This is a genomic window from Bacillus salipaludis, assembly GCF_030938565.1.
Taxonomy (GTDB): domain Bacteria; phylum Bacillota; class Bacilli; order Bacillales; family Cytobacillaceae; genus Neobacillus; species Neobacillus salipaludis_A.
Map to the genome: position 1 here is coordinate 2999527 of NZ_JAVGVR010000001.1, position 22651 is coordinate 3022177.

The 22651-nt window shown below is 37.3% G+C and carries 24 protein-coding genes; 14 read left to right on the plus strand and 10 right to left on the minus strand.

The features are described 5' to 3' along the window. The first annotated feature begins 22 nt into the window (after positions 1–22). On the plus strand, positions 23–988 hold the full coding sequence (uvsE, locus tag RCG21_RS14830) for a UV DNA damage repair endonuclease UvsE (protein WP_133333748.1): 966 nt from the start codon (positions 23–25) through the stop codon (positions 986–988). 144 nt (positions 989–1132) lie between these two features. Here the strand turns inward: uvsE and RCG21_RS14835 are convergent, their stop codons facing one another. From RCG21_RS14835 to RCG21_RS14845, 3 genes are all read right to left on the minus strand, one after another. Further along, positions 1133–1699, minus strand: coding sequence for an AEC family transporter (locus tag RCG21_RS14835; protein WP_308913332.1), 567 nt, complete (start codon positions 1697–1699; stop codon positions 1133–1135). Continuing rightward, positions 1674–1958, minus strand: a complete 285-nt coding sequence (locus tag RCG21_RS14840; RefSeq protein WP_235824727.1) for an AEC family transporter — start codon at positions 1956–1958, stop codon at positions 1674–1676. The genes RCG21_RS14835 and RCG21_RS14840 overlap by 26 nt, the downstream gene beginning before the upstream one ends. A 127-nt stretch (positions 1959–2085) precedes the next feature. Further along, positions 2086–2958: an SDR family oxidoreductase gene (locus tag RCG21_RS14845; RefSeq protein WP_133333320.1), complete on the minus strand. Its 873-nt coding sequence runs from the start codon at positions 2956–2958 to the stop codon at positions 2086–2088. A gap of 227 nt (positions 2959–3185) precedes the next feature. Here RCG21_RS14845 and RCG21_RS14850 point away from each other — a divergent pair, with 227 nt between their 5' ends. Further along, positions 3186–4256 carry a BMP family lipoprotein gene (locus tag RCG21_RS14850; RefSeq protein WP_308913333.1) on the plus strand — a complete coding sequence of 357 codons (1071 nt, stop codon included), beginning with the start codon at positions 3186–3188 and terminating at the stop codon, positions 4254–4256. A gap of 288 nt (positions 4257–4544) precedes the next feature. Here the strand turns inward: RCG21_RS14850 and RCG21_RS14855 are convergent, their stop codons facing one another. Beyond that, the gene (locus tag RCG21_RS14855; protein WP_308914262.1) at positions 4545–6005 is read right to left on the minus strand and encodes a flavin monoamine oxidase family protein; all 1461 of its coding nucleotides are present in this window, start codon (positions 6003–6005) and stop codon (positions 4545–4547) included. Between the two features lie 213 nt (positions 6006–6218). Between RCG21_RS14855 and RCG21_RS14860 the strand changes: the two genes are divergently transcribed. Together RCG21_RS14860 and RCG21_RS14865 are read left to right on the plus strand one after the other, a co-directional pair. After that, the gene (locus RCG21_RS14860; protein ID WP_235824726.1) at positions 6219–6674 is read left to right on the plus strand and encodes a C40 family peptidase; all 456 of its coding nucleotides are present in this window, start codon (positions 6219–6221) and stop codon (positions 6672–6674) included. Positions 6675–6899: 225 nt separating this feature from the next. After that, complete coding sequence (locus RCG21_RS14865; RefSeq protein WP_133333317.1) at positions 6900–7268, plus strand: Gp49 family protein; 369 nt, start codon at positions 6900–6902, stop codon at positions 7266–7268. 55 nt (positions 7269–7323) lie between these two features. Here RCG21_RS14865 and RCG21_RS14870 read toward each other — a convergent pair whose 3' ends face one another. Continuing rightward, positions 7324–8697 carry a dipeptidase gene (locus tag RCG21_RS14870; RefSeq protein WP_133333316.1) on the minus strand — a complete coding sequence of 458 codons (1374 nt, stop codon included), beginning with the start codon at positions 8695–8697 and terminating at the stop codon, positions 7324–7326. A 190-nt stretch (positions 8698–8887) separates the two neighbouring features. On the opposite strand from RCG21_RS14870, the gene RCG21_RS14875 reads away from it, so the two are divergent. After that, positions 8888–9514 (plus strand): fumarylacetoacetate hydrolase family protein, encoded by a 627-nt coding sequence (locus RCG21_RS14875; protein WP_133333315.1) that lies wholly within the window; start codon positions 8888–8890, stop codon positions 9512–9514. Between the two features lie 149 nt (positions 9515–9663). Here RCG21_RS14875 and RCG21_RS14880 read toward each other — a convergent pair whose 3' ends face one another. After that, positions 9664–10230, minus strand: coding sequence for an MOSC domain-containing protein (locus RCG21_RS14880; RefSeq protein ID WP_133333314.1), 567 nt, complete (start codon positions 10228–10230; stop codon positions 9664–9666). Positions 10231–10511: 281 nt separating this feature from the next. Between RCG21_RS14880 and RCG21_RS14885 the strand changes: the two genes are divergently transcribed. Next, positions 10512–11621, plus strand: a complete 1110-nt coding sequence (locus RCG21_RS14885) for an alpha/beta fold hydrolase (RefSeq protein ID WP_308914263.1) — start codon at positions 10512–10514, stop codon at positions 11619–11621. A 61-nt stretch (positions 11622–11682) separates the two neighbouring features. After that, positions 11683–11823, plus strand: coding sequence for a DUF3934 domain-containing protein (locus RCG21_RS14890; RefSeq protein ID WP_133333313.1), 141 nt, complete (start codon positions 11683–11685; stop codon positions 11821–11823). Between the two features lie 178 nt (positions 11824–12001). On the opposite strand, the gene RCG21_RS14895 is transcribed toward RCG21_RS14890, so the two are convergent. Together RCG21_RS14895 and RCG21_RS14900 are read right to left on the minus strand one after the other, a co-directional pair. Next, the gene (locus RCG21_RS14895) at positions 12002–12442 is read right to left on the minus strand and encodes a YaiI/YqxD family protein (RefSeq protein WP_133333312.1); all 441 of its coding nucleotides are present in this window, start codon (positions 12440–12442) and stop codon (positions 12002–12004) included. A gap of 158 nt (positions 12443–12600) precedes the next feature. Further along, entirely contained in the window at positions 12601–13989 is a 1389-nt protein-coding gene (locus RCG21_RS14900; RefSeq protein WP_133333311.1) for an aminotransferase-like domain-containing protein, read from the minus strand. A 260-nt stretch (positions 13990–14249) separates the two neighbouring features. Here RCG21_RS14900 and azlC point away from each other — a divergent pair, with 260 nt between their 5' ends. The 3 genes from azlC (at position 14250) to RCG21_RS14915 (ending at position 17248) form a co-directional block, all read left to right on the plus strand. Further along, a complete protein-coding gene (gene azlC / locus RCG21_RS14905; RefSeq protein WP_133333310.1) occupies positions 14250–14963 on the plus strand; it encodes an azaleucine resistance protein AzlC in 714 nt (237 codons plus the stop codon). Then, entirely contained in the window at positions 14960–15292 is a 333-nt protein-coding gene (locus tag RCG21_RS14910; RefSeq protein WP_133333309.1) for a branched-chain amino acid transporter permease, read from the plus strand. The genes azlC and RCG21_RS14910 overlap by 4 nt, the downstream gene beginning before the upstream one ends. Positions 15293–15565: 273 nt before the next feature. Further along, positions 15566–17248 (plus strand): Ig-like domain-containing protein, encoded by a 1683-nt coding sequence (locus RCG21_RS14915; RefSeq protein ID WP_308913334.1) that lies wholly within the window; start codon positions 15566–15568, stop codon positions 17246–17248. A gap of 92 nt (positions 17249–17340) precedes the next feature. Here RCG21_RS14915 and RCG21_RS14920 read toward each other — a convergent pair whose 3' ends face one another. After that, the gene (locus tag RCG21_RS14920; protein ID WP_133333307.1) at positions 17341–17643 is read right to left on the minus strand and encodes a hypothetical protein; all 303 of its coding nucleotides are present in this window, start codon (positions 17641–17643) and stop codon (positions 17341–17343) included. Between the two features lie 395 nt (positions 17644–18038). Here RCG21_RS14920 and RCG21_RS14925 point away from each other — a divergent pair, with 395 nt between their 5' ends. The 4 genes from RCG21_RS14925 (at position 18039) to RCG21_RS14940 (ending at position 21640) form a co-directional block, all read left to right on the plus strand. Continuing rightward, complete coding sequence (locus RCG21_RS14925) at positions 18039–18173, plus strand: BA3454 family stress response protein (protein ID WP_133333306.1); 135 nt, start codon at positions 18039–18041, stop codon at positions 18171–18173. Positions 18174–18452: 279 nt separating this feature from the next. Beyond that, a complete protein-coding gene (locus tag RCG21_RS14930; RefSeq protein ID WP_133333305.1) occupies positions 18453–19610 on the plus strand; it encodes a DUF4317 domain-containing protein in 1158 nt (385 codons plus the stop codon). A 218-nt stretch (positions 19611–19828) separates the two neighbouring features. Then, positions 19829–20104, plus strand: a complete 276-nt coding sequence (locus RCG21_RS14935; RefSeq protein WP_133333304.1) for a hypothetical protein — start codon at positions 19829–19831, stop codon at positions 20102–20104. Positions 20105–20677: 573 nt separating this feature from the next. Next, positions 20678–21640 carry an aromatic acid exporter family protein gene (locus RCG21_RS14940; RefSeq protein WP_165976187.1) on the plus strand — a complete coding sequence of 321 codons (963 nt, stop codon included), beginning with the start codon at positions 20678–20680 and terminating at the stop codon, positions 21638–21640. Positions 21641–21793: 153 nt separating this feature from the next. Here the strand turns inward: RCG21_RS14940 and RCG21_RS14945 are convergent, their stop codons facing one another. Further along, positions 21794–22261 carry a hypothetical protein gene (locus RCG21_RS14945; RefSeq protein ID WP_133333302.1) on the minus strand — a complete coding sequence of 156 codons (468 nt, stop codon included), beginning with the start codon at positions 22259–22261 and terminating at the stop codon, positions 21794–21796. Positions 22262–22651: the final 390 nt, after the last annotated feature.

Here is a 22651-nt window from a genome sequence, read left to right on the forward strand (position 1 = left end):
GAGTGAGAAGAGGTGGAAGAAAGTGACGATTGTACGCCTTGGCTTTGTTGCGATGAGCATGGAACTAAAAAATGCTTCCCCCTCTCAAACGATGACCTATGCGCAATTCCAGAAAATAGCAGATAGGGAAGCGGCGATTCGCAAATTAGAACGGATTTCCATATCAAATTTACAGCATACATTTAGGATTTTAAAGCATGCTGCAGCTTCTGAGATTCATTTTTATCGGTTAACCTCACGCCTCATACCTTTGGCGAACCATGAGGAGCTTTCTGATTGGGATTATATGGATCCTTTAAAAGCAAATTTGAAGGAGATAGGAGATTTTGTCAAAAAACATAACATAAGAATTGACTTTCATCCCGATCACTTTGTCCTGATTAATTCACCCAATAAGGATATTTTGAAAAATTCAATAAGGACTTTAAAAATGCATTACTTATTATTAAAGGGGATGAAAATAGACCCGACACATCGTTGTGTCATGCATGTGGGGGGAAACTATAAGGAAACAGAAACATCCCTTGAACGCTTTATCGATAATTGGATGGAGGTCCCGAGATTCATACAAAAAACGATCATGCTTGAAAATGATGATACTTCTTTTACATTAGAAGATACACTTTTTCTATGTGAAAAATTAGGAATTCCACTTGTTTTCGATTATCATCACCATCTTGTACATCATAAAAATCCAAATTGGGAAGAGAACTGGAGTCAAGTTGTACACACATGGGTGGATTCTCCTCTCCCTATAAAAATGCATATATCAAGTCCCAAAAGCGATAAAGAAATTCGCCACCATTCAGATTACATAAATATCGATATGTTTTTCAAGTTCCTAAAAGAGATCAAAGGCAGCATTCCGCAAATTGATTGTATGATTGAGGCAAAAAGAAAAGATGATTCTTTATTTAAATTAATGGAAGAGATTAAAACGAGAGGCGACATCGAAATGATTGACGGCTCTTCATTTTACTTGAAGTAATTAAGAAGAGCCAATATAAAATAATTTAGATTAATATTCTAAAAAAGCGTTAAGACGAAATAAAGAAATGGAAGGGTAATAATACATAGAATGGTGGTAAGTAAGACTCCTGACGATGCAAAGCTTGAATCAGCCCCAAATTTTTCAGAATAAAGTGATATAGTTGGAGCAGAAGGCATTCCGGACACAAGGACGGCGATTACCAGTAGGGGGGAACGGTACGGATAGTGTTACAAAAGGAAGGAGGAGTATGGGAATGATGAGTAGTTTGATCAACACCGATTTCCATAGGTAAATATTTTTTATAAATAAAATCATCTCTTTACTTTTAACATTCGCAATTAATATCCCGATCATCATCATAGAGAGGGGGATGGTCATTTTGCCAACGGTCTCTAGGCCGCTAGAAATTAGATGTGGCAAACGAATGGGTAGGAGAAAAATAATCAGTCCAGTGATTGTGGAGAGAATCCCGGGATTTAAAAAGATATTTTTCCAATTGATTTGCTCCTTGTTTTTACTAAACAAGTATACCCCATACGTCCAAATGAGAATTAAATAATATAAATTAAACATCGTTAAATAAACAATACCCTGCCCCCCTAATATAACATAACTAACTGCGTAACCAATAAAGCCTTGGGTGCCAAAAATAATGAGTCTCTCATAAACACTTTTTTGTTTCTCAGGAAGGTTTGCACATCTTCTCATCCAAATCGCCAAGAAAACAGACTGTTAGAATATATACTGACAATGATACGAGCCATAAAAATTCTTTTAATAATGTAAAAGAGAAGGAAATATCTAATGAGAATAAAATGAGGGCAGGTAAAGTTATATTTAATATCAGTTGTGTAAGCACATTATTAGCATTTTCATTTAGGATTCCTTTTTTTCTAACGATAAACCCTAAAATTGCCATTCCATATAGGACCAACATTTCCTGGATAAATGCCTCAACAGAATTCATTTTCATCCCTCCTCCTCTAAAGTATGACCTCTCGATTTGGATGGTTAATCATATTAAAACAAACTTTCCTTAATAGTGTAATGCAATAAAAAACCGATCTTTCATCCTTAGAAAGATCGGTTTTTCATTATTTTGTTTGAGAAAGTTCATGCACGATTTCAGTTAATGCCTCGTTAATTGGTGTTGCCGGACGGCCGATTAGTTTTTCAAAATCATTGCTTTCAACATCTAGTGTGCCTTCTCGAATGCTTCTTTGAATATCTACAAGCAGTGGAAGAAGGAATTCCGGTACGCCCGCACCCTTCATAATGTCGGCATAAGTGGCGTCATCGACCTGATGCACAGGTACTTCTCTACCTAGTACAGTTCCAAGAGCAGCTACTAGTTCTTCCTGGGTCAATACTTTACCTGAAAGTTCATAAATAGTATTTTCGTGACCGTTACCTGAGAGAACTGCTGCCGCAGCTTCAGCATAATCTAGCTGTGGTGCCCAACCAACCTTGCCGTTTCCGGCTGATGTCACCCATGGCGCTCCTGCAAGGACACCTTGAATGCTTGGTATTTCATTTTCTAAGTACCAATTATTGCGCAAGAAGGAGTAGGGAATACCTGTTTTCAGGATCGCTTCTTCGGTTGCCTGATGAGTTGGAGCGAACAGATTTTTACTCTCCATTGCATTTCCTAAACTAGTATAGGCAATAAATTTAACACCTGCACGCTCTGCCGCAGCGACGGCATTAGCATGCTGACGAATTCGTGTTTCATTGTCTTTATCGGCAGAAATAAGAAGTAAGCGGTCAATTCCAGCAAAAGCTGAATCTAAGCTCTCCGGCTGATCAAAATCTCCTTGGCGAACTTCTACTCCACAAGCCCGTAAATTTTCCGCTTTCTCGGGATTACGTACACTTACAACGAGTTGACTTGCTGGTACAGTTTTCAATAGAGTTTCTACAACCTTAGACCCCAATTTTCCTGTAGCACCCGTAACGAGCATTTTCATCATTATTTCCTCCAATTCTTAAGATGTAATTAAACTAGTTACATGTAACTATAATAGTTACTTTATGTGTTTTTGTCAATAATTAAAACTATAATGTGGAAAAGATTTAAAGGTGAAATTGTGCCATTAAAGATTTATGGAATGAACCTGTCCTTTTTTGACAAACTAATTTATAAAAGACAGGTTAGTTTTTTGTATTTCATCAACTTTTTAGGAGGACTTTTAAGGTGATAAAGAGAAAAATGGCATTGCTATTAACGTTATTGCTAGCTGCAGGGACCATTCTGGGTGCATGTGGAAAGGGTAATAACAACTCAACTGGCGGTAACAAAAAGAATGGCTTCTCAGCTGGCATGGTTACGGACGTTGGTGGGGTGGATGATAAATCCTTCAACCAATCTTCTTGGGAAGGTCTTCAAGCCTTTGGTAAAGCAAATAACATGGAAAAAGGAAAAGGTGGATATGATTATCTGCAATCCACATCTGATGCTGATTATGTGACAAACTTAACGACACTTGCCCGCCAAGGCTTTAATTTAGTATTTGGTATAGGGTTCTTAATGCAAAACGCTGTAGATCAAGTGGCAAAGCAGCAGAAGGATACGAATTTTGCCATTATTGATTCGGAAGTGAAAGAGCCAAACGTTGTTAGCATTCTTTTTAAAGAGCAGGAAGCAGCATTCCTTGCAGGAGTTGCAGCAGGACTTACAACAAAAAGTAATCATATTGGTTTTATCGGCGGTATGAAAAATGCTGTAATTGAACGTTTCCAAGCTGGTTTTCTTGCTGGAGTAAAAGCAGCAAAACCAACGGCAAAGGTTGATGTCCAATACGCAGGTGCTTTCGATAAACCAGAGGCTGGTCAAGCAATTGCATCTAAAATGTATACTTCTGGAGCAGATGTGGTCTTTCATGCAGCTGGTGGTACTGGTAACGGTTTATTTAAAGAAGCGACAGACCGAAAGAAAAAGAATCCAAACAGTGAAATTTGGGCACTTGGTGTAGACCGTGATCAAAGCGACATGGGTCCTGATGTTGTTCTTACTTCTGCACTGAAACGTGTGGACGTAGCTGTAAAGGATACTGCTCAAAAAGCAAAAGATGGCAAATTCCCTGGAGGACAGGATATTCTTTACGGTCTAAAAGAAGATGGTGTAGCTTTAGCTCCAATTAATGCCAAGGCTTCAAACAAAGCTGCTATTGAAAAGGCAGTAAAAGAGTGGACTGATAAAATTAAGTCCGGTGCTCTCAAAGTTCCTGGCACTCTTAATGAATTAAAAACATTTACTGTTAAATAGGAAAGCTAATCGTATATTTTGAATAAAAGCTGCACTCTGGCAGCTTTTATTCAATTTTTTTGGGATTTTTTTGCATAAAAAATCCACCCTTCCATTAGTGAAGGATGGATAAACAACAATTTCAAGAATTTAGGGGTATCCTTGAAGTAATTTTATTATGGACTAAATTAAGAAAGTTATAAGTTTTTTTTGAAGAACAAAGAAAATTTATGAAGGTTATTTTTTAAGGAAGACTGCCGAACACGTCCTTCTTGTTCGAATTAGGCAGAATGGACTGAATTCCTGGGTTTATTTCGGTAAGTCATTCACTTCATTCGCAACCCTAATTCCAGATTCAATCGCTCCTTGCATCCAACCGTGGGTAAGGGTTGTATGTTCACCTGCAAAATGAACTCTTCCCTCGGGCAAAGTGATATAAGGAAACAATTCATTTTCCTGGCCCGGATCAAATGCCACAACAGCTCCTGTAGAATAGGGGTTATCGATCCAACTAAAAGAAGTTCCTCCTATAAATTCAGAATAGACTTGGTCACCGAAAATTTCGGCTAGGTTTTTTAAGGCATATTGAATGCGATCTTCATCTGATAAACCATTCCATGTTAAAGCTTCATCTGACCATGTATAACTTGCCAAAACAACAGCAGGTCCTTCTGAGCCAATCCCTTGGCTTGGGTAATAGGTGAACCGAATCGGCAAATCCGTTATTGATTTACCACCATATTGACCATGCCTTTCCCAAAATCTACTTTTAAATTCAATTCCAACTTTTGTTGCTGCCATATAGTTGATTTCACGAATGGCTCTGCGTTTATAGTAAGTAAAAGAATGGAATGGTTCAATCTTCACAAAGCGTAACACGGAAAAGGGGATTGTTATGATGGCAAGATCACTCGTAATAGAGGAATTTTCTAAGTTGCTCTGATTGGTGGAATGGATGGTGACACGATTGTTATGTTGGATCATTTTTGTCATCCTCTGATTGAGCCTGATATTCTCTTTTAATTGGGGAATAAATGCCTCTGGGAGCAGATCCATACCACCAGTGATCTCATAGTAACGATTGGTACTAAAGGTCGATGCTTCACGCAAAACTTCAAGAAATGACATTCCCATATAGGCTTCATAGTCAAGGAGTACATCAATCATATCAATTGCGCCATCTGAAAAGGTAGTTCCGTATTGATAATGGTACGAATTTAAGAAAGAGCCAAGTGAGAAATTTTTAAATTCTTTTGCTATTAAAGGCCAATTTCTCTTTGGATTTTTTTTAATAAAATTAACAATAGGCTGGAAAGCTAAATTAAACAGCTCTTCTGCGCTTTTACCTCTTTCATTGGGACGAACCGGAAAGTTTAGAATACTTGGGTTTTGTTCATACATATTGAGACGTGTCCGGATTCCATTTATATAAAGAATATCTGTGGTTGTTCGGTTGATAAAAAGGTTTAAGGGTAAACCGAATTTTTTAATATATTCTAAAGTCAACAAATGAGTATCAGGAATTCGCATGGGTCCAGCGTTTAAGTAAAGTCCATTGCTAAAAGGGTCACGGATGGTATAGATACGGCCTCCAACAAGGCTGTTTGCTTCCAGGATGGTGACGTGATGCCCAGCCTCCTTCAAAAGCGACGCGGCAACAAGTCCTGCTATCCCTGCACCGACAATAGTAATCCTCTTGGGGACTGTCGATTTTTTAAGACCATTCCGAATAAAGCTAATCATCTGTTGTATGGTTAAGGGCTCGTTTATATTTTCAGGCATTTCATCTCTCCTATTGGAAAAGGAATAATACATTGTATTCACTTGGAGAGAAGCCTATGTGTTAAAGAGTTGTATGAAGACGTTAAAGAGTAAAAATTATCTCAGAATAACTTTGTAACAAAACTGTAAATTTGCTGTGATGTCCCTGTTATACCTTCCTAGTATATTGGAACTATCAAATCACACGAGGAGGTAACCAATATGCTAAAAAAATTCATCATGGCATTTGTCATTCTTGCTTCTTGTGGCACTTTGTTTGCCAACATGGGTGATAAAGCGGAAGCGGCATCTTATAATTATCATATCAGAGCAATTCAAGTAGCAGAAAATCATATGGGAGTACCTTATCGATGGGGCGGAATGTCACCATATGGTTTTGATTGTTCAGGGCTTGTGAAATATTCTTATGGAAAAGCAGGAAGAACGTTAAACCGTACAGCTGCAACAATGTATTATGGAAACGGATATCATGTCTCATCACTAAAAACTGGCGATTTAATGTTCTTCGCACCATCAAAAGCAAGCAGACCAACACATGTTGCGATTTATATCGGATACGGTAAAATGATTATGGCTTCTTCTTCAAAAGGAGTTATGATTACAAAAACAAGCAACCCATATTGGCATGCTAGATATATTGGAGCAAAACGAGTGTAAAGATCATCGGGAACGTTGGTCTTTTTTTTCTGATTTTTATAACCAAAGACATCCATTGTTGAATTGTCAGAAAAATTAGAGAAAGTTTAATTTGACTGTGTATACTTTCCGTAATAAACTAAGGAAAATTTCATAAAGAAACTCCCATTTTTTGAACCTTTGTGAATAAACAAAGGGGTAAGTGGAAAGTCCGAAAACATTTATAACCTAAGGGAGAGAAACACTATGATGATTGAAAGTATTTGCCCAAAATGTGGAGAAATAAATAATGTTGAGCATAAAGGGGAAGACCTTCTATTTGTTACTTGTAAAAACAAACATATCTATGATCATATTGTCATTCCTTATTCCAGAATCGCTGGTATCAAAGATGATCGAAGGAAAAAATTAGAGGAAATGATTGTTGAGAAAAAATTTCATCGAATGAGTGATAAATCAACCATTTGTCTACTAATCTTTGAAAATGGTTATGAAATTGAAGGACGTTCAACGGTTCGCGATATGGCTGATTTTAGAACGATTATTGGTAAAGACAAAGCGTATGAACAAGCCTTAAAGAAGGCAATGGTTGCATTAGGAGCATTCTTAGTTTGATTTGAAAAAGTATAATCAAAAAGGGCTATTCCAATTGGAGTAGCCCTTTACATTTTTATAAAGATTGTTCCAGCTCATACCAATAATAACAAATGGTTTCCATCCCTTTATCGAAATTCTCAAGGTTGAAATGTTCATTCGGAGCGTGGAAATTTTCGTCTGGGAGTCCAAATCCCATTAACACAACCGGCTTTTCCAAAATTTGATCAAAGGTAGCTACGATTGGAATCGAGCCGCCTCCACGTGTATAGGAGGTAGGTACATTGTAGACTTTTTCATATGCTCTTCCAGCCGCTTGAATTGCTGGATGGTCAAATGGTGTAACAAATGCAGGGCCTTTGTCAAAAAGTGAAACATTTACTGTTACTCCAGGCGGTGTATACGTTTTGATATGTTTTTGCAGCAGCTCCACAATTTCATCCGGGTCCTGATCTGGAACAAGACGGCAAGTGATTTTCGCATGCGCTTCTGCTGGAAGAACCGTTTTAATGCCTTCGCCTTGGAACCCGCCATAAATCCCGTTCACTTCAAGCGTTGGACGAACCCAATTTCTTTCTAATGACGTAAAACCTTCTTCGCCAAACATTTCCGGAACCCCTAGTTGGTCAATAAATGACTGATCCGTAATCCCTAGTGATGCATAGGCAGCTTTTTCATCCGCTGTTAACTCGGCAACTTTATCGTAAAAGCCTTCAACGGTGATTTGTCCTTTTTCGTTATGGAAGGACTTTACAATCTCGACTAAAGCATGAATGGGATTTTGAACCATGCCGCCGTATAATCCTGAATGAAGATCGCTTTTTGGTCCCTTAACATCAATTTGTACACCGCACAAACCTCTCAGACCATAGCAAATGGCCGGCTTTCCGCGCTCCATCATGCTAGTATCGGAAATCACAATCACATCGGATGACAATAATTCCTTATTTTCTTTTACAAAAAGTGGGAGATTAGGGCTGCCTATTTCTTCTTCGCCCTCGATCAGGAATTTTACATTGATGGGAAGGGTTCCAGTGGTTTCAAAAATCGCTTGCAGCGCTTTGAGATGCATAAACACTTGGCCTTTGTCATCGCTAGCCCCGCGAGCATAGATCTTCTCATCACGGATTTCTGCTTCAAAAGGAGGGCTGTCCCATAATTCAACCGGGTCAACGGGCTGGACATCATAGTGGCCATAAATCATTACAGTTGGTTTTCCTTCTGCCTTCAACCACTCCCCATAAACAACAGGGTGACCTTTTGTTTCGTAGATTTCAATCTTTTCCATCCCGATTTCTTGAAGGGCATTGGACACCCATTTTGCAGCCTTTTGAACATCCTCTTTATGCTCAGGGAGAGAGCTGATACTTGGAATCGCCAAAAATTCCTTTAATTCCGTTAAATGCTTATCTCTGTTTTTTGTAAGGTATGTAATAACAGCTTGTTCCAAAAATATAACCTCCTAAAAATCTAGTTTTTACCGATAAGTTAATTTTGAATCATAATGTTAAATGTTTCAAGTTGAAAACATGGGCGAACTAGATAAATTCATATGAAAGTGAAGTTTAGATAAAGCAGAAGAAGCTCAATATGGTAGAATAAAATGGGAAACAATATATGGAAAAGAAGAGGGATTGGATATGAAGGAGATTAAAAATATTTATTGTGTGGGAAGAAATTACGCAGCACATGCAAAGGAATTAAACAATCAAGTTCCAACTTCACCATTTCTTTTTTCAAAACCTACTCATGCCTTGGTAGAAGCGGAAGGACAGGAAATCCGCCTGCCAGGGAATCGTGGTTCTATCCATTTTGAAACAGAGCTTGTTGTAAGAGTTGGTAAACGATATGAGATGGGCATGGGTGTAGAGGAAGCGATCGACAGTATGGCAATCGGGCTTGACCTTACTTTACGGGATGTTCAAACGGAACTGAAGAAGAAAGGCCACCCATGGCTGCTTGCAAAGGGGTTTCCAGAATCGGCAGTTGTAAGTGAGTTCATTGATTTTCCTGGGCTTGAAAAAGTAGAGAAAGCGGATTTCATCCTGATGAAAAATGGGGAGAAGGTTCAGCAAGGAAATATAAAAAATATGCTTTTTGATTTGCAAACGATCTTAGATTTTACAGCCCAGAACTTCGGATTGGGGGAAGGGGACATCATCTTTACCGGAACACCAGAAGGGGTTGGACAAGTTTCGGACGGAGATCAGCTTTCACTGATATGGGATAATAAGGTTCTTGGTGAGTGTTTGATTAAATTAACTTAAGAACTTCAGATTTGGCATATATAGGAATACTAATTAAAAATAGAAAAAGCCTCTAGTCTATTCGTTAGAGGCTTAAAAATATTTACATTATTGAGGTAAATTTATCGTGGTCTGGGCGCATGGTTGCCAATAAGTCGAATAACAACCTCTTATTGCATCGGATTTGAAAAGTTATTAATTAGAATCTGTACCTGATCTCCTTGACGAATCTTACCTGGTCGTTCTACTGCACAAACAATACCTCTTCGCTTAAAGGCCGCACGGACAAAATCTGTTGCTATTTTTGGACGATCCTCATATTGCTGTTGAATAATTTGGCCAGGAAACACGCACGGCAGGTTTTGGCCCATACAAATCAAGCCTGTACCATTAGGGAAGAGAATTCGTGAACCCAAAGTGAGACTTGTAAGCTCAGGGAATCCACTCAACAATAGATTTGCCCCAAGCCATTCAGGCAGCACCTTCTCAATACCTAATTGTTCAGAAATCTGCCGGCAATCTTCTTCAGCCAAAATGGTAATCTGACGGCGATTGAGGATTTCTGTACCTCTAGGATACATGGGCTGGCGTGAATCCGCCGGGAAAGTAACTCCAAAGTGCCGATCCCCCGGTATTCCGCCAAATTCTAGATTAACCTCAGGAATCCGGCGTGTAACAAACGTTTCTGGACTATCCGCTATCAGGATTGCACGGACCTCTGCCTCTGCAGTTTTCATTTTTAAGCACCTCTTTGAATATATCGTTATACTGGTATGAACTCCTAGTAAATTGTAAATTTACCATTTCAAGAGTATTGTAGCACTTAATGGAAGGTTACTCCACACCAAGAGAGCTAGAAATTCCGGAATGGTGGCTTCCATCTCGCTTTAAAGCACCAGGGGAAGGCACTTTTTTTCATCGGATGTTATCCAATCAAAGGGGAAAGCGTATATATCTAATGATGAGCTCGTACTTGGTCGGAAAAAGGGAGAAACATAGGAGGCGAAGGATAATGGATATGAATTATGTAAAGAAACAACAATTTACGATTGAAAACTATACGTTGGAAAATGGGAAAAGCATTCCAGTTACACTTGGGTATGAAACCTATGGGGAATTAAATGAAGAAAAATCGAATGTGATTTTAGTTCCTCATTATTTTAGCGGTACAAGCCATGCCGCAGGAAAATACACACCGGAGGACCCGAATCCAGGATATTGGAATGATTTAATTGGCCCTGGAAAAGCAGTAGATACCAATAAATTTTTTGTCATAAGCACTGATAACCTTGCCAATGTCCAGGTGAAAAACCCCAATGTGATTACGACAGGACCAAGATCCATCAACCCGAAGACAGGTAAAATATGGGGACTTGATTTTCCGGCTTTCACGTACCGTGATATGGCAGGCATTCAACATGAATTTTTAACAAAACAATTAGGCATCAACAAATTATATGGCGTGATGGGGGCTTCTGCCGGTGGATTTATTTCGCTTCATTGGGCCGTGAATTACCCTGAAAAAGTGGAACGGATGATTGGCGTAATCACCAATCCGCAAAATCCAATTCTAACCTCATTAAATGTAACTCAACAGGGGATGCGTGCCATTGCCCTTGATCCCAATTGGAAGGAGGGGGTTTATCAGGACGGACAAGAACCTACAGAAGGTCTTCATCTAGCTGTTCAAATGATGAATACAGGGGCATTTACTCCGGAATTCTATGAAACAACCTATCCAAGAGATAGTAAAGAGCAAGGACCTTATCAGGATTATAAGGTGCCAACTTCTTATGAAAAACAAGTTGCAAAGGCGATTGAATCTGGTTCGGCATTTGTTGATGCCAGTCATTGGTATTACACGTGCAGGGCAACGATGATGCATGATATCGCACACGGGCAGGAATCGTTGGAAACTGCTTTGGAGAAAATCACCGCAAAGGTATTAATGGTATCCTGTACCAGTGATTTATTGCAGCCTACCGTTTATAATCGAGAAATGATCGAAATCATGAAAACGCAAGAGAAACAAGTGGAACTATATGAATTTGATAGTTTAAAAGGACATTTGGCCGGCATATTAGAAACACATTTGTTTCGTGAGAAAATTGCTGAATTTTTAATATAAAGGAGAATTGCTTGTGTTTTGGTGGAACTAATAGAAAAATAGATGAGAATGAGGTGATCTTATGAGTAAAGCTAAAGGAAAAGGCGGAACAGGAAGAGGAACAGACAAGAAGGGGTGGAACCGTTGGCAGGCAAGTGCAAACAAAAAAAAGAGTGCAAAACCTTATATAAGTAAAGGGACAAAAAAGACGGATGTGGAATGACCCACGGGCAATAGTTAAGTCATTTATGCTAAATAAATCCATTTTTTATGATCCAACTTGTGGCGAGCTCCTTTAAAGGAGTTCGCTTTTTAATTTTCCAGCTAACGGGGGCAGGTTAGGTTAAATATTTGTCACCATTTATTTTTCTAGGTTTTTCTTAAAAATGACCGGTTCTTTTTTAACGTGAAATCGCTCTTATAAAAAGCTCTTTAAATTTTTCCCTATCTTCTGCTGTAAATGGTTTTGGCCCCTTTGTGCGCTTTCCACTTTTTCGAGCCATGGCACTCAAATAACGTGTTTGTAATAATTGGTCAATGTTTTCATTCGTATAAGTATACCCAGTATGATGAAGTACGGTACACCCTTTTGCTAAGCCTAGCGAAGCTAGACCATAGTCTTGCGTAACGATTAAATCTCCTTTTTCAACTAACTTCATAATCCGATAATCCGCAGCATCTGCTCCAGAATCAACATAAATGGTTTCTACTCCTGATGGTTGTTCCGCATTCGAAAAATGAGAAAAGCTAGTAACAAGGATAATAGGAATTTTAGCCTTGGTACCTTCAGAAATAATGATATCTTTCACCGGACAAGCATCTGCATCAACATAAATTTTCATCTTTCTTTCTCCTGTCAATAAGTTTGAGTTGATGATAATGGCAAATTTAGCGGTTGTCAAACGATAAAGATAGTTTACCTATAATTATTAAAAATAAAAGGGGCTTTTCTCTAATTCATAACTGTTGATGATTTTACATGAATTTTCATTGCTTTAAATTAGTTGAGATACTGTGTTAAAATTTTTAATCCTGTTTTTAACTCATCTAATGAATTTGTAGAAGAAAGTGCAATCCGTAAATACTTTTCAGGGGTAGTCTGACCGCTTAAAAAACGATCAGAATGAAAGACTCGAATCCCTTGCCCTTTCAAATGCATTTCTAATTGGAAAGCATCATTATGACCCTGAATGGGGAGCCATCGATAAAAACTAAGGGGATGTCCAACAGTCGTTTTTAAAGGGAAATACTCCGAATAAATATCATTTGCCGTTTGTGCAAGCTGTTTCTTTTGAGAAACAATTTCATGAGCTTTCCCTGATAATATAAGCTCTGTGATGACCTCTGCATCTAAAGAAGAAGTTTTTACATTGATATTAAAAATCGCCCGCAAAATTTTTTCACGCAATGCATCCCCATAGACCATATAGGCAACTCTTAATCCAGAACATATTGATTTGGAGGTACCACAAATATAAACACTCTGTTGTGGAAGTAAATTGAACATGGGCTGCTGGTAATCAGGAATCATACCAGCTGTCAGAAAGGCATGCATATCATCCTCAATCAAAATTAATCGATGTTTGCGGATGACAGCAGCTAATTCTTGCTTTCTTATATCTGAAATCATAACGGTGGTAGGGTTAGAGCAGGAAGGCATGAGAAAAATGCCATGAATATTTGTTTGGCTACACTGCTTTTCAAGTTCATCTGGCAGCATCCCAAACTGGTCTCCTTTAATCGGGACTAACTGTATATGGAAGATTTTTGCTAACTCGATAAAATTTGAATACGTATATAAATCGGTTGCAATTCTATTACCAGGCTCAAACAATGCAGCCAAGGTAATGGCCAACGCATTTTGGGCACCAGAAACAATAGCGATATGCTCCGGGTCCGTGTGAATACCGAAGGATTCCATCCAGTTAAGCGCTGCCGATTTTTGATACGGAATACCTGTCGGATCGTTATAATTTAGCAGCTGTTCTAAGTATCTTTTGTCCACAACTTTTTGAATCGTGTCTTTTACAATTGCATTGGTTTGCTCAAAAGATGACACAAGTCCAAACTCAATAAGGTTTGCCGTTTTATCCCTGGAAATAGTGATGGAACGAGCAGCATTAGGGGCTACAAAGGTTCCGCTTCCCGTAACGGCATAGATCAACCCCTTAACTTCACATATTTTGTAGGCACGAGTAATAGTAGTGAAATTGATGTCAAGAAAATCTGCCAATTCTCGTTGTGGCGGTAACTTGGTCCCAGGTGCTAAAAAGCCACTTACTATATCCTGTTCAAGTAATGATGCAAGAGATTTATATAATGGACGTTTTAACGCTTTGCTATCAGGTTTCCAAGACATTGGATAATGTTCAAAAGAATTAACTGGCATATTACACCTCTACGATCTTTTTCCATACAATCATATCATTTTTTGTATGGAATTATAAAATTGGAACAGTATACTTTTGTGATAGCTTTTAAATGAAACCCTTTTATTTCAAAAGAGTAAATCTATAAGTACCTCTATTCAATAGAATGAGGGTACTTTTTTAGATATAAGGATAATTGTATTCCATACAATTATGTTGTTTTTTGTATGGATTTAATGTGCTAAATTAAAATAAATTTAGTTAATCAGGATGTGATTCAATGATAAAAAGGAAGGACCTATGGTGTGCATTGCGTACCGCTTTTCCGTATACCGTTCCTATTTTTGCAGGATTTGTATTCTTGGGAATCGCTTATGGAATCTTTATGAATTCCTTGGGCTTCAAGGCCATTTACCCAATTATGATGAGTCTTACCATATTCGCAGGCTCAATGGAGTTTGTTGCAGCAAATTTATTGCTTGTCTCTTTCAATCCAATAAACGCTCTTTTTCTAACATTAATGGTGAATGCAAGGCATTTATTTTACGGCATTTCCATGTTGGATAAATATAGGGGAATAGGGAAGAAAAAGCTCTACATGATATTTGGGCTTTGCGACGAGTCTTTTTCGATTAATTGTACTGTTGATATACCGAAGAATGTGGATAGGGGCTGGTTTATGTTCTTTGTGACATTACTCAATCATTGCTATTGGGTCTTAGGAGCCGCAATTGGCGGCATTTTTGGATCTCTTGTTCAGTTCAACACAGAAGGGCTCGATTTTGTTATGACCGCTCTCTTTGTTGTCATTTTCATTGAACAATGGATGAAAGCGAAGAGGCACCAAAGTGCTCTTGTAGGTCTTGGGATTTCGACTGTCTCTCTTATTATTTTTGGTGGAAACAATTTTATGATCCCAGCGATGTTTGCCATTTTGGGTGTACTCACCCTGCTCAGAAAACCAATGGAGAAAGTGGAGGTTAGCGCCATATGACAATGAATGTAACACAGCAGATCATTACCATTGCCATGGTTGTTTTAGGCACAATGCTTACCAGATTTCTTCCGTTCATGGTTTTCCCATCAGGTAAACCCACACCAAATTATATACAGTACCTTGGCAAAGTGCTTCCATCAGCGGTAATTGGACTTTTGGTTATCTATTGTTTTAAGAATGTTCATTTACTATCTGGAAGTCATGGTTTCCCTGAACTTATTGGAGTGGCAGTGGTTACTCTGCTTCACATTTGGAAGAGAAATATGCTCCTCTCAATAGCAGGGGGAACGATTGTCTATATGCTCTTGGTTCAATTGGTTTTTTAAATCATATTAAAAACAATGTACCAATCAAAGGGATAGGTATAGTTGAAGAAAAAAATAGATAAATATCAAATCTATGAAAAATCAAGTTGAACTTAAGGAAAAAGATGAAAAATAATAAAGATTTTTTTCGCTGTAACGGGAGCGATTCTTCAATTTGGAGAATCGCTTTTCTTTCGTAAACTTTTTCAAGTACTCTCTCCCAAATAATAGAAAAATATCAATCTATCATGTAAAATGAATCTTATAAATTTTAAGAATGATAAGGAGAGAAGAATGAAATCAATGCTACTGAAAGCAGGGCTGATGACTTCTTTAATATTTCTAGGATGGTCTTATAAAGAGGCTTCTGCGGAGATGTTATGGCCTTCCAAATGTGCATCATACGAGAAGATAGTACCCAATAAAAATCCCTCTACTCAGCACATAAACTGCTTGTTGACCAGCGCTGCTCTAGATGCAAAAATTCCACCTGAGGTTTTAAAAGCTGTTGCTGCAACAGAAAGTGATTGGAGACAGTTTGACAGTAAGGGACAGCCATTTAAATCGCAAGATGGCGGCATTGGAATCATGCAAATTACGAATCAAACAGCCTATGATCAAGAAAAACTAAAAAATGATATTTTCTATAATATCCAGGTTGGCGTTAACATTCTTAACAGCATGTATAACCGTACAGATTTGCCTAAAATATATGGTGCAGGACGGGAAGTTATTGAAAATTGGTATTTCCCTGTAATGGCCTATAACGGTACGAAGCCAGTAAACAGCCCGGTCTACTGGGATAATGGAAAGAGAAATCCAAACGCTTATCAAGAAAAAGTCTTTGCCAGGATTAAACAAGACAGCTTTTTAAATGAAATAAATTTAGCATATTTCCCTTTCACTAGTGCTGATTTTGAGTATAATCCAGGCAGTGATACAAATATTATTTTTAAAAAGAAGCAATACACCATTACTTCACAAATGCATGCATCTAGATATTATTATCAAAAAGGAAACAAGGTAGTTGTGACGAAGGATGGGGTAAGGTTACGTTCACAACCAAGTACTAGTAGTAATAGTACTACCCTAAGAAAAGGCACCACTTTAATCATTGATGGTCATTTTACTTTTGACAAAACTTCATCTAGTCAAAATCAATTTGTTTGGTATCCGGTTAAATATAAGAGTACAGATATAAAGCTAGCAGGATATATTCCTTCTGTATATATCAGTAAAAAGTTAAATGCTCCAATCGTGAATCCTGTAGATGATCATGATCGAGATTTATCCGGAAAAGCACCTTCGAATGTCATGATTCAAATTATGAATGGCAAAATGCGGATTGGCCAACCAAAAAAGACTGATGCAACTGGGTACTATAAGATTACTATTCCTGTCCATAAGGCGGGGAAAACACTTACGGTAACGTATAAAGATTACCTGAACGAGGTAAGCCTATCCACAACAATCAAAGTAATTGATAAAACACCACCAGCAGTTCCAATCGTGAATAAAATAACAAATAAGGCAGCTATCATCTCCGGTAAAACGGAAGCATATGCAAAGGTGTATGTGAAAATTGCAAAGAAAACGTATAGTGCAAAAGCGGATCGGTACGGAAAATATAAGGTAGTAATTCCCGTGCAGAACACAGGAACTGTAATATCCGTAAAAGCAAAAGACCGTGCAAATAATGTAGGGGATGTAAGGAAGATTACGGTCAAACGGGTTGCGCCAAACCGGCCAACTGTGAATACGGTCAAATACTCTTCTAAGAAAGTGACGGGAAAAACAGAGAAACATGCGAAAGTAACGGTTAAAATTGGATCAAAGAAATATACAGCAAAAGCCAATGATTATGGGGCTTATAAAGTAAATATTCCGCAACAGCGGGCAGGTACAAAATTATATGTGAATGCAAAAGATGCAAAAGGAAAAGTAAGTGCAACAAAAAAAGTGAATGTTTCAAAATGAATCAAAAAAAGTCAATCTTAACTAGATTGGCTTTTTTGAATGGAACGGGGAAAGGTGGCATGTTAGATGTACCCCATGTCCCTAGGTCAAAATTAATCATAGCGAACTCGATCTTCTCCTTCAATGATTAGCTCAAGTTCTGTTAAAAAGTTGAGTTCTAGCGGGGCAGGTAAGAGTTTAATAATTTCCCTGATTTCGATAAGATCTTCTGCCTCTTCGATCGTTGATGGAGGTTGATCTAAATGCTGATACCAAATCTTTAATTGGTCAATAAACTCATAAAAATGCATCTCGAATCGTTCGGCGCATTCTTCACTTTCATCTTCAGAAGCTTTTTTCATCAACTCCCAATCTTCAAGGGCAGTTTCCAATTTTTCTCTCACATGATTTATCACATTATCACTCCTTGGTTATGGAACATGGGAAATTCGCCAAACAAACATCCAAAAAACCAATAACTATTCTAGTTTAAAGTATACAAAAGTTAACTCCATTAAGACAAAGGTTTTAGGACAATGCAATTTTATTTCGACAAGTTTCAGCATTTTTAGTAATGAACCAGTAATATATAAGCGATTAGAATCATAATAAGGTTGTTGATTTTATTGACTTTATGACTTCTTATCGTCGGCTAGTGAGTATCTTCATTTTTGTTAAGTTGAAAGTTTGTCAAATCTTGACCTTTTTTTTTGCTTTCATCACTTTCGTTTTATTTGTAAAATAAAAAAAAGTTAGAAAACAAAATGTGATTATGAACAAATTACTTGAAAGATATAAAGGGGTCGAAAACATGTACAAGTATACAATTTATGTAACACATAACGGTAAAGTTTATCAAACAAATGTAATTGCGGATAAAAACCAAACAGAAGAAGAAGTTCATCGTATAGCAAAAGAACAAGTTCTGAAGCAATGGGCAAATTAAATACGGAATCTCAGGCTTTTAAACGATCTAGCTGCCAATGGCGGCTTTTTTTATTGACCTAAATATTAATTAATTGTTCTTAGACGTTAAAAATTGTTAGGATATGTTAATCAACAGCCAAGCTCAACATTGCCAAATATTAAAAGTAAGTAGGGAATTATTTATTATTAAAATGGGATGGTCCAAACTTACTGCTTATCTGCTAATAATGTAGAAATAATATCAAGTATTACTATTTTCTTGTTTGAACAGTATAATCAGGAATGGGAGATGAGATATATGAATAAAAAAGACATCGCGAATATCCGAAAGCAATTTAAATTAGATAATTATCGTATGAACATCCGTGAAATCTTCAATGTGTATGTTCAGAAAGAATCGGGCGAGATTTACCATCAAGTTTGTCAGCCGTTTCAAATGTTGGAACAGGAAGCACAAGAATTGTTTTTAGCCAACTTTAAAAAGGTTTTAACAGGTAATCTTGATGCTAAATTGTTTGAATTGAAATTCCAGCGGGATGTGGAATACAGTACACAATCGATCCTTTTCGAAGGATTACAAGCGGACTCGGAAGATTGGCAAGATAACATGGTGGAAATCGTTGGGAAAATGCTGGCTCAAGGTACATATGACTTTGATATGGTGGTAACATTTATCCGGGGAGAATACCGAAAGCCTACCAAGAAGCGGAATCCTGAATCAGAAGAAGGTGGGGATGATGCAGTTTATTCCAATGAATTTATCCTTTGCAGCCTTAATAAAACCGATCACCCGAAAAAAGCCTTGATGTTTGACTATATCGAAAAAGAATATAAGTCCTATCATGTTGTGGATCCTATAATAAATTTAGAGTCTCCTATGTCAGGTTTTCTGTTCCCAACGTTTAATGATAATGCTGCAGATGTAAACCATATTCTTTATTGTGCCGGAAAAGCCAATGAACCGGATGTGAGATTTATTGAAGAGGTTCTAAATAGTGAAGAAATTATGACTGCTCAGGATGATAAGGATTGCTTCGATTTTATCTTAAAGGAAGTGATGGGAGACGAAGTTGAACCTCGGGTCATTTCCAATGTTTATGAAGAAATCGATAAGATGATCCAAGAGAATGCAGAAAAGGAAGAAAGTGAAATTCCTACGTTGGATACTCGGGATATTGAAAGAATCTTAACGGTCAGCGGGGTCGAAAATGTAGAACCGGCTAAAGTGGAACATGCCTTTAAAGCGATAATAGATGATGAAAAATATGAATTCAAAGCAAGCAACTTAGTACCAAAAACAATTAAAATCAATACAAAGCTGGCCGACGTCACGATCAATCCAAAAGACTTGAAATATGTAAAATATATCACATTCGAGGGAAAACGGTGTCTCTTGTTAGAGGTCGATGAAGAAGTGATGGTGGAAGGATTTAAACTGGAATCGGAGACACTCTAGATGTAATAACACTTTTTCACCATAAAGATTGGTCGAATTAAAGCGTAGTTCCTTGTAAGACCTTATTCGGTATCGAGTAAGGTCTTTTCTTTTTATATTGTGGAAGGAAGAATCAGTTTATGGTGTAGGTTCATCTAATTGTTTAAGCTACAATTTTATTCAATTTCTTCTCAAATCTTAAGGGTATTTGGTAAAATAAGTTAAATGGAGGTGCTATAATGATAAGTTTTAGTTTTTGGTCTTTCGTATTTGCAGTATTTGGTGTTTTGTTTTTTGGGTCCTCGTATATGTTTCCAGAATTTTTTGAGCCGCTAATGGCATCAGGATTTGGATTACTAATTGTTGGCTCGTTATTTTGTTTCGGAGCCATATTTAAAAGTGAAAAAGGAAATGCAAAGTTTTTATCCGTTGTCGCGTTATTTTTCTTAAGTTCTATTATAGTTTGGAGCGAACCAATTCAAATTGTAAGGCTCCTTACTTGGATGAAGAATTAAAGCAGATGGGATTGGTGTAGATAGCTTAATAAAGGGGGATAGTAATTATGTTTTTCTTCATTAGTAAACAAAGTCAGATATAGGAACATCGACTTTACGAGAGTATTCTTGGCTTATCCGAGAGTATTCAACGTTCATCCACGAGTATTGCGAGGTCATCCGAGAGTAGCATCCATTTTTGAGAGTTTTTATTGCTTATCCGAGAGTATTCAATGTTCATCCACGAGTATTGCGAGGTCATCCGAGAGTAGCATCCATTTTTGAGAGTTTTTATTGCTTATCCGAGAGTATTCAAAATTCATCCACGAGTATTGCGAGGTCATCCGAGAGTAGCATCCATTTTTGAGAGTTTTTATTGCTTATCCGAGAGTAGCATCCATTTTTGAGAGTATTTATTGCTTATCCGAGAGTATTCAATGTTCATCCACGAGTATTTCCTGTAACTGCATATTTCATAATTCCATCCACTTGACCATCAAAGAAAGCGATGCCAAAAATTTTACAAATAAATAACCCAAAAATTTATGCTTATCATGGTAAACTAACATGAATAGAAATAACTGGGGTGTATTTATGAAAATTGGTTTAAGGACAATCAAAACAGCGTTGGGTGCGGGGGTTTCCATCTGGATTGCCGAATTGCTTCAGCTTCAGTTTGCTAGTTTCGCCGCCATTATTTGCATCCTCTGCATAGAAAAGACGAAAAAGCAGTCCATCCGGTCTTCACTGGAACGATTTGCTGCCTGTACGCTTTCTTTGGTTTTGAGTGGTCTTGTGTTTCGAATGCTGGGATTTAATCCTCTTGTATTTTCGTTATTCATTTTGATTCTCATTCCCTTGTTAGTTCGGCTTCGACTGCAAAAAGGGTTTGTGAATAGCGTAGTAATTGTTCTTCACATCTTCACGCTTGAGAAATTCACTCTGCCCATCGCTTTAAATGAACTCCAAATCGTCATCATTGGTGTAGGGGTTGCGATTCTGTTAAACAGTTACATGCCAAACGTAGAAAAAAACCTAAAGGCAACCCAATCCGCCATAGAAGAGAAGTTCAAAAAAATATTATTTGAATATGGAGCCTATCTGGAAAAAGGGGATCAAGGTTGGGACGGAAAAGAACTATTGGAATTGGAAGAAAATCTTAACGAAGGTAAAAGGTTAGCTATTCAATATGACGAAAACCAATTGCTTTCCGATAAGAAGGGGTATTTTTATTATTTCGATATGAGGGAGAAGCAATTTGTCATTTTAAGTCGCATGCTGCCCATTGTATCGTCGCTGGATGAAGATGTTGTCCAACGGCATGTTTTCTCCGAATTTCTTTACGATATCAGTGCTGATGTGAAGAGTGAAAACACAGCTTACAAACATCTTCAAAAACTGGAAAGCCAGCACCAAAAAATGAAAGAGCTTGAACTGCCAAAATCTCGCATAGAATTTGAAACTAGGGCATCTGTTTTCCATTTAATGAATGAAATGGAGTATTATTTAAAAACTAAAATTAACTATTATGACGAAAAACAGATTGATGTTTCCTAAAAGCATCAGCTTTTTTACAAGATAGAAGTGTGAAAAGAACCTCAGTTTGGTAATAAATTACCTATGAGGTTCTTGGATAGATTTAGGTTAACCATCCAAACTGGTAAATCTTAAATTTCTGGGCTTTTCACATAACCTAATCAAACTATTAGTTTATTTTAAGAAGCTTTTTTGTTGAGGTTCAATAATTTTGTATTGGTACAGATAATTAATAATCGCTACAGCAACACTCAAAAAGAAAAGCTGCTTCCGGCTCATTCTTACCATCTTATAAACGCGTAGTTTTTCCGCTATGGTGGTTAATGGGTATGCAAACAAGTAGTCAGCAAAAATATTCGTTAAAAGGTATAACCAGAATCTCTTGTAAGTTAATTTGAAGATCCAAAGGTTAAGGATTGTAAAAGGACGAAATACAAATGATACATCTGTTGCTAATTTTGGAAAAATAGGATTTTTTACTTTCCACCACTTTAACTCCCTGGACAACTCACTTATAAAAGCAATTACCATGTTGCTAAAAAGAATAGTAGGAAAGTAACGTTTGAATGACAATTTACCAAGTTTCTTGACAGATAGCCAAGGTATAATTAGCAAAGCATACATTTTCCACTTTTCTTTCATGATAGATCCCTCTAAGTATGGAACAAATTCAACATTTTCAAAACTAAATTTTATAATCCTATTCATTCATATTTTTACCTGGCATATCATTTAATATCCATTTCATTGTTACTACAATCCAAAAATGCATCCTTTCTGTAAGAGAAATGTCTAATTTGATGGGAGAGTTTTTGTCTGATGGAATACATACCAAATTATCTGAAAGTACAATTTTATTTAGGAACTATTACAGTGGTAGTTGCTTGTGCTATTGGTATTTGGATAAGAACAAAGAGAGAGAAGTAATGGCGTATTGAAACCACAGAATTATTATCGTCATGCGGAAATGATAAGGAAGTACTTCCTCTTTCCTACAATAATTGAATCGAAAATCGTGCCAATACTTAAGGG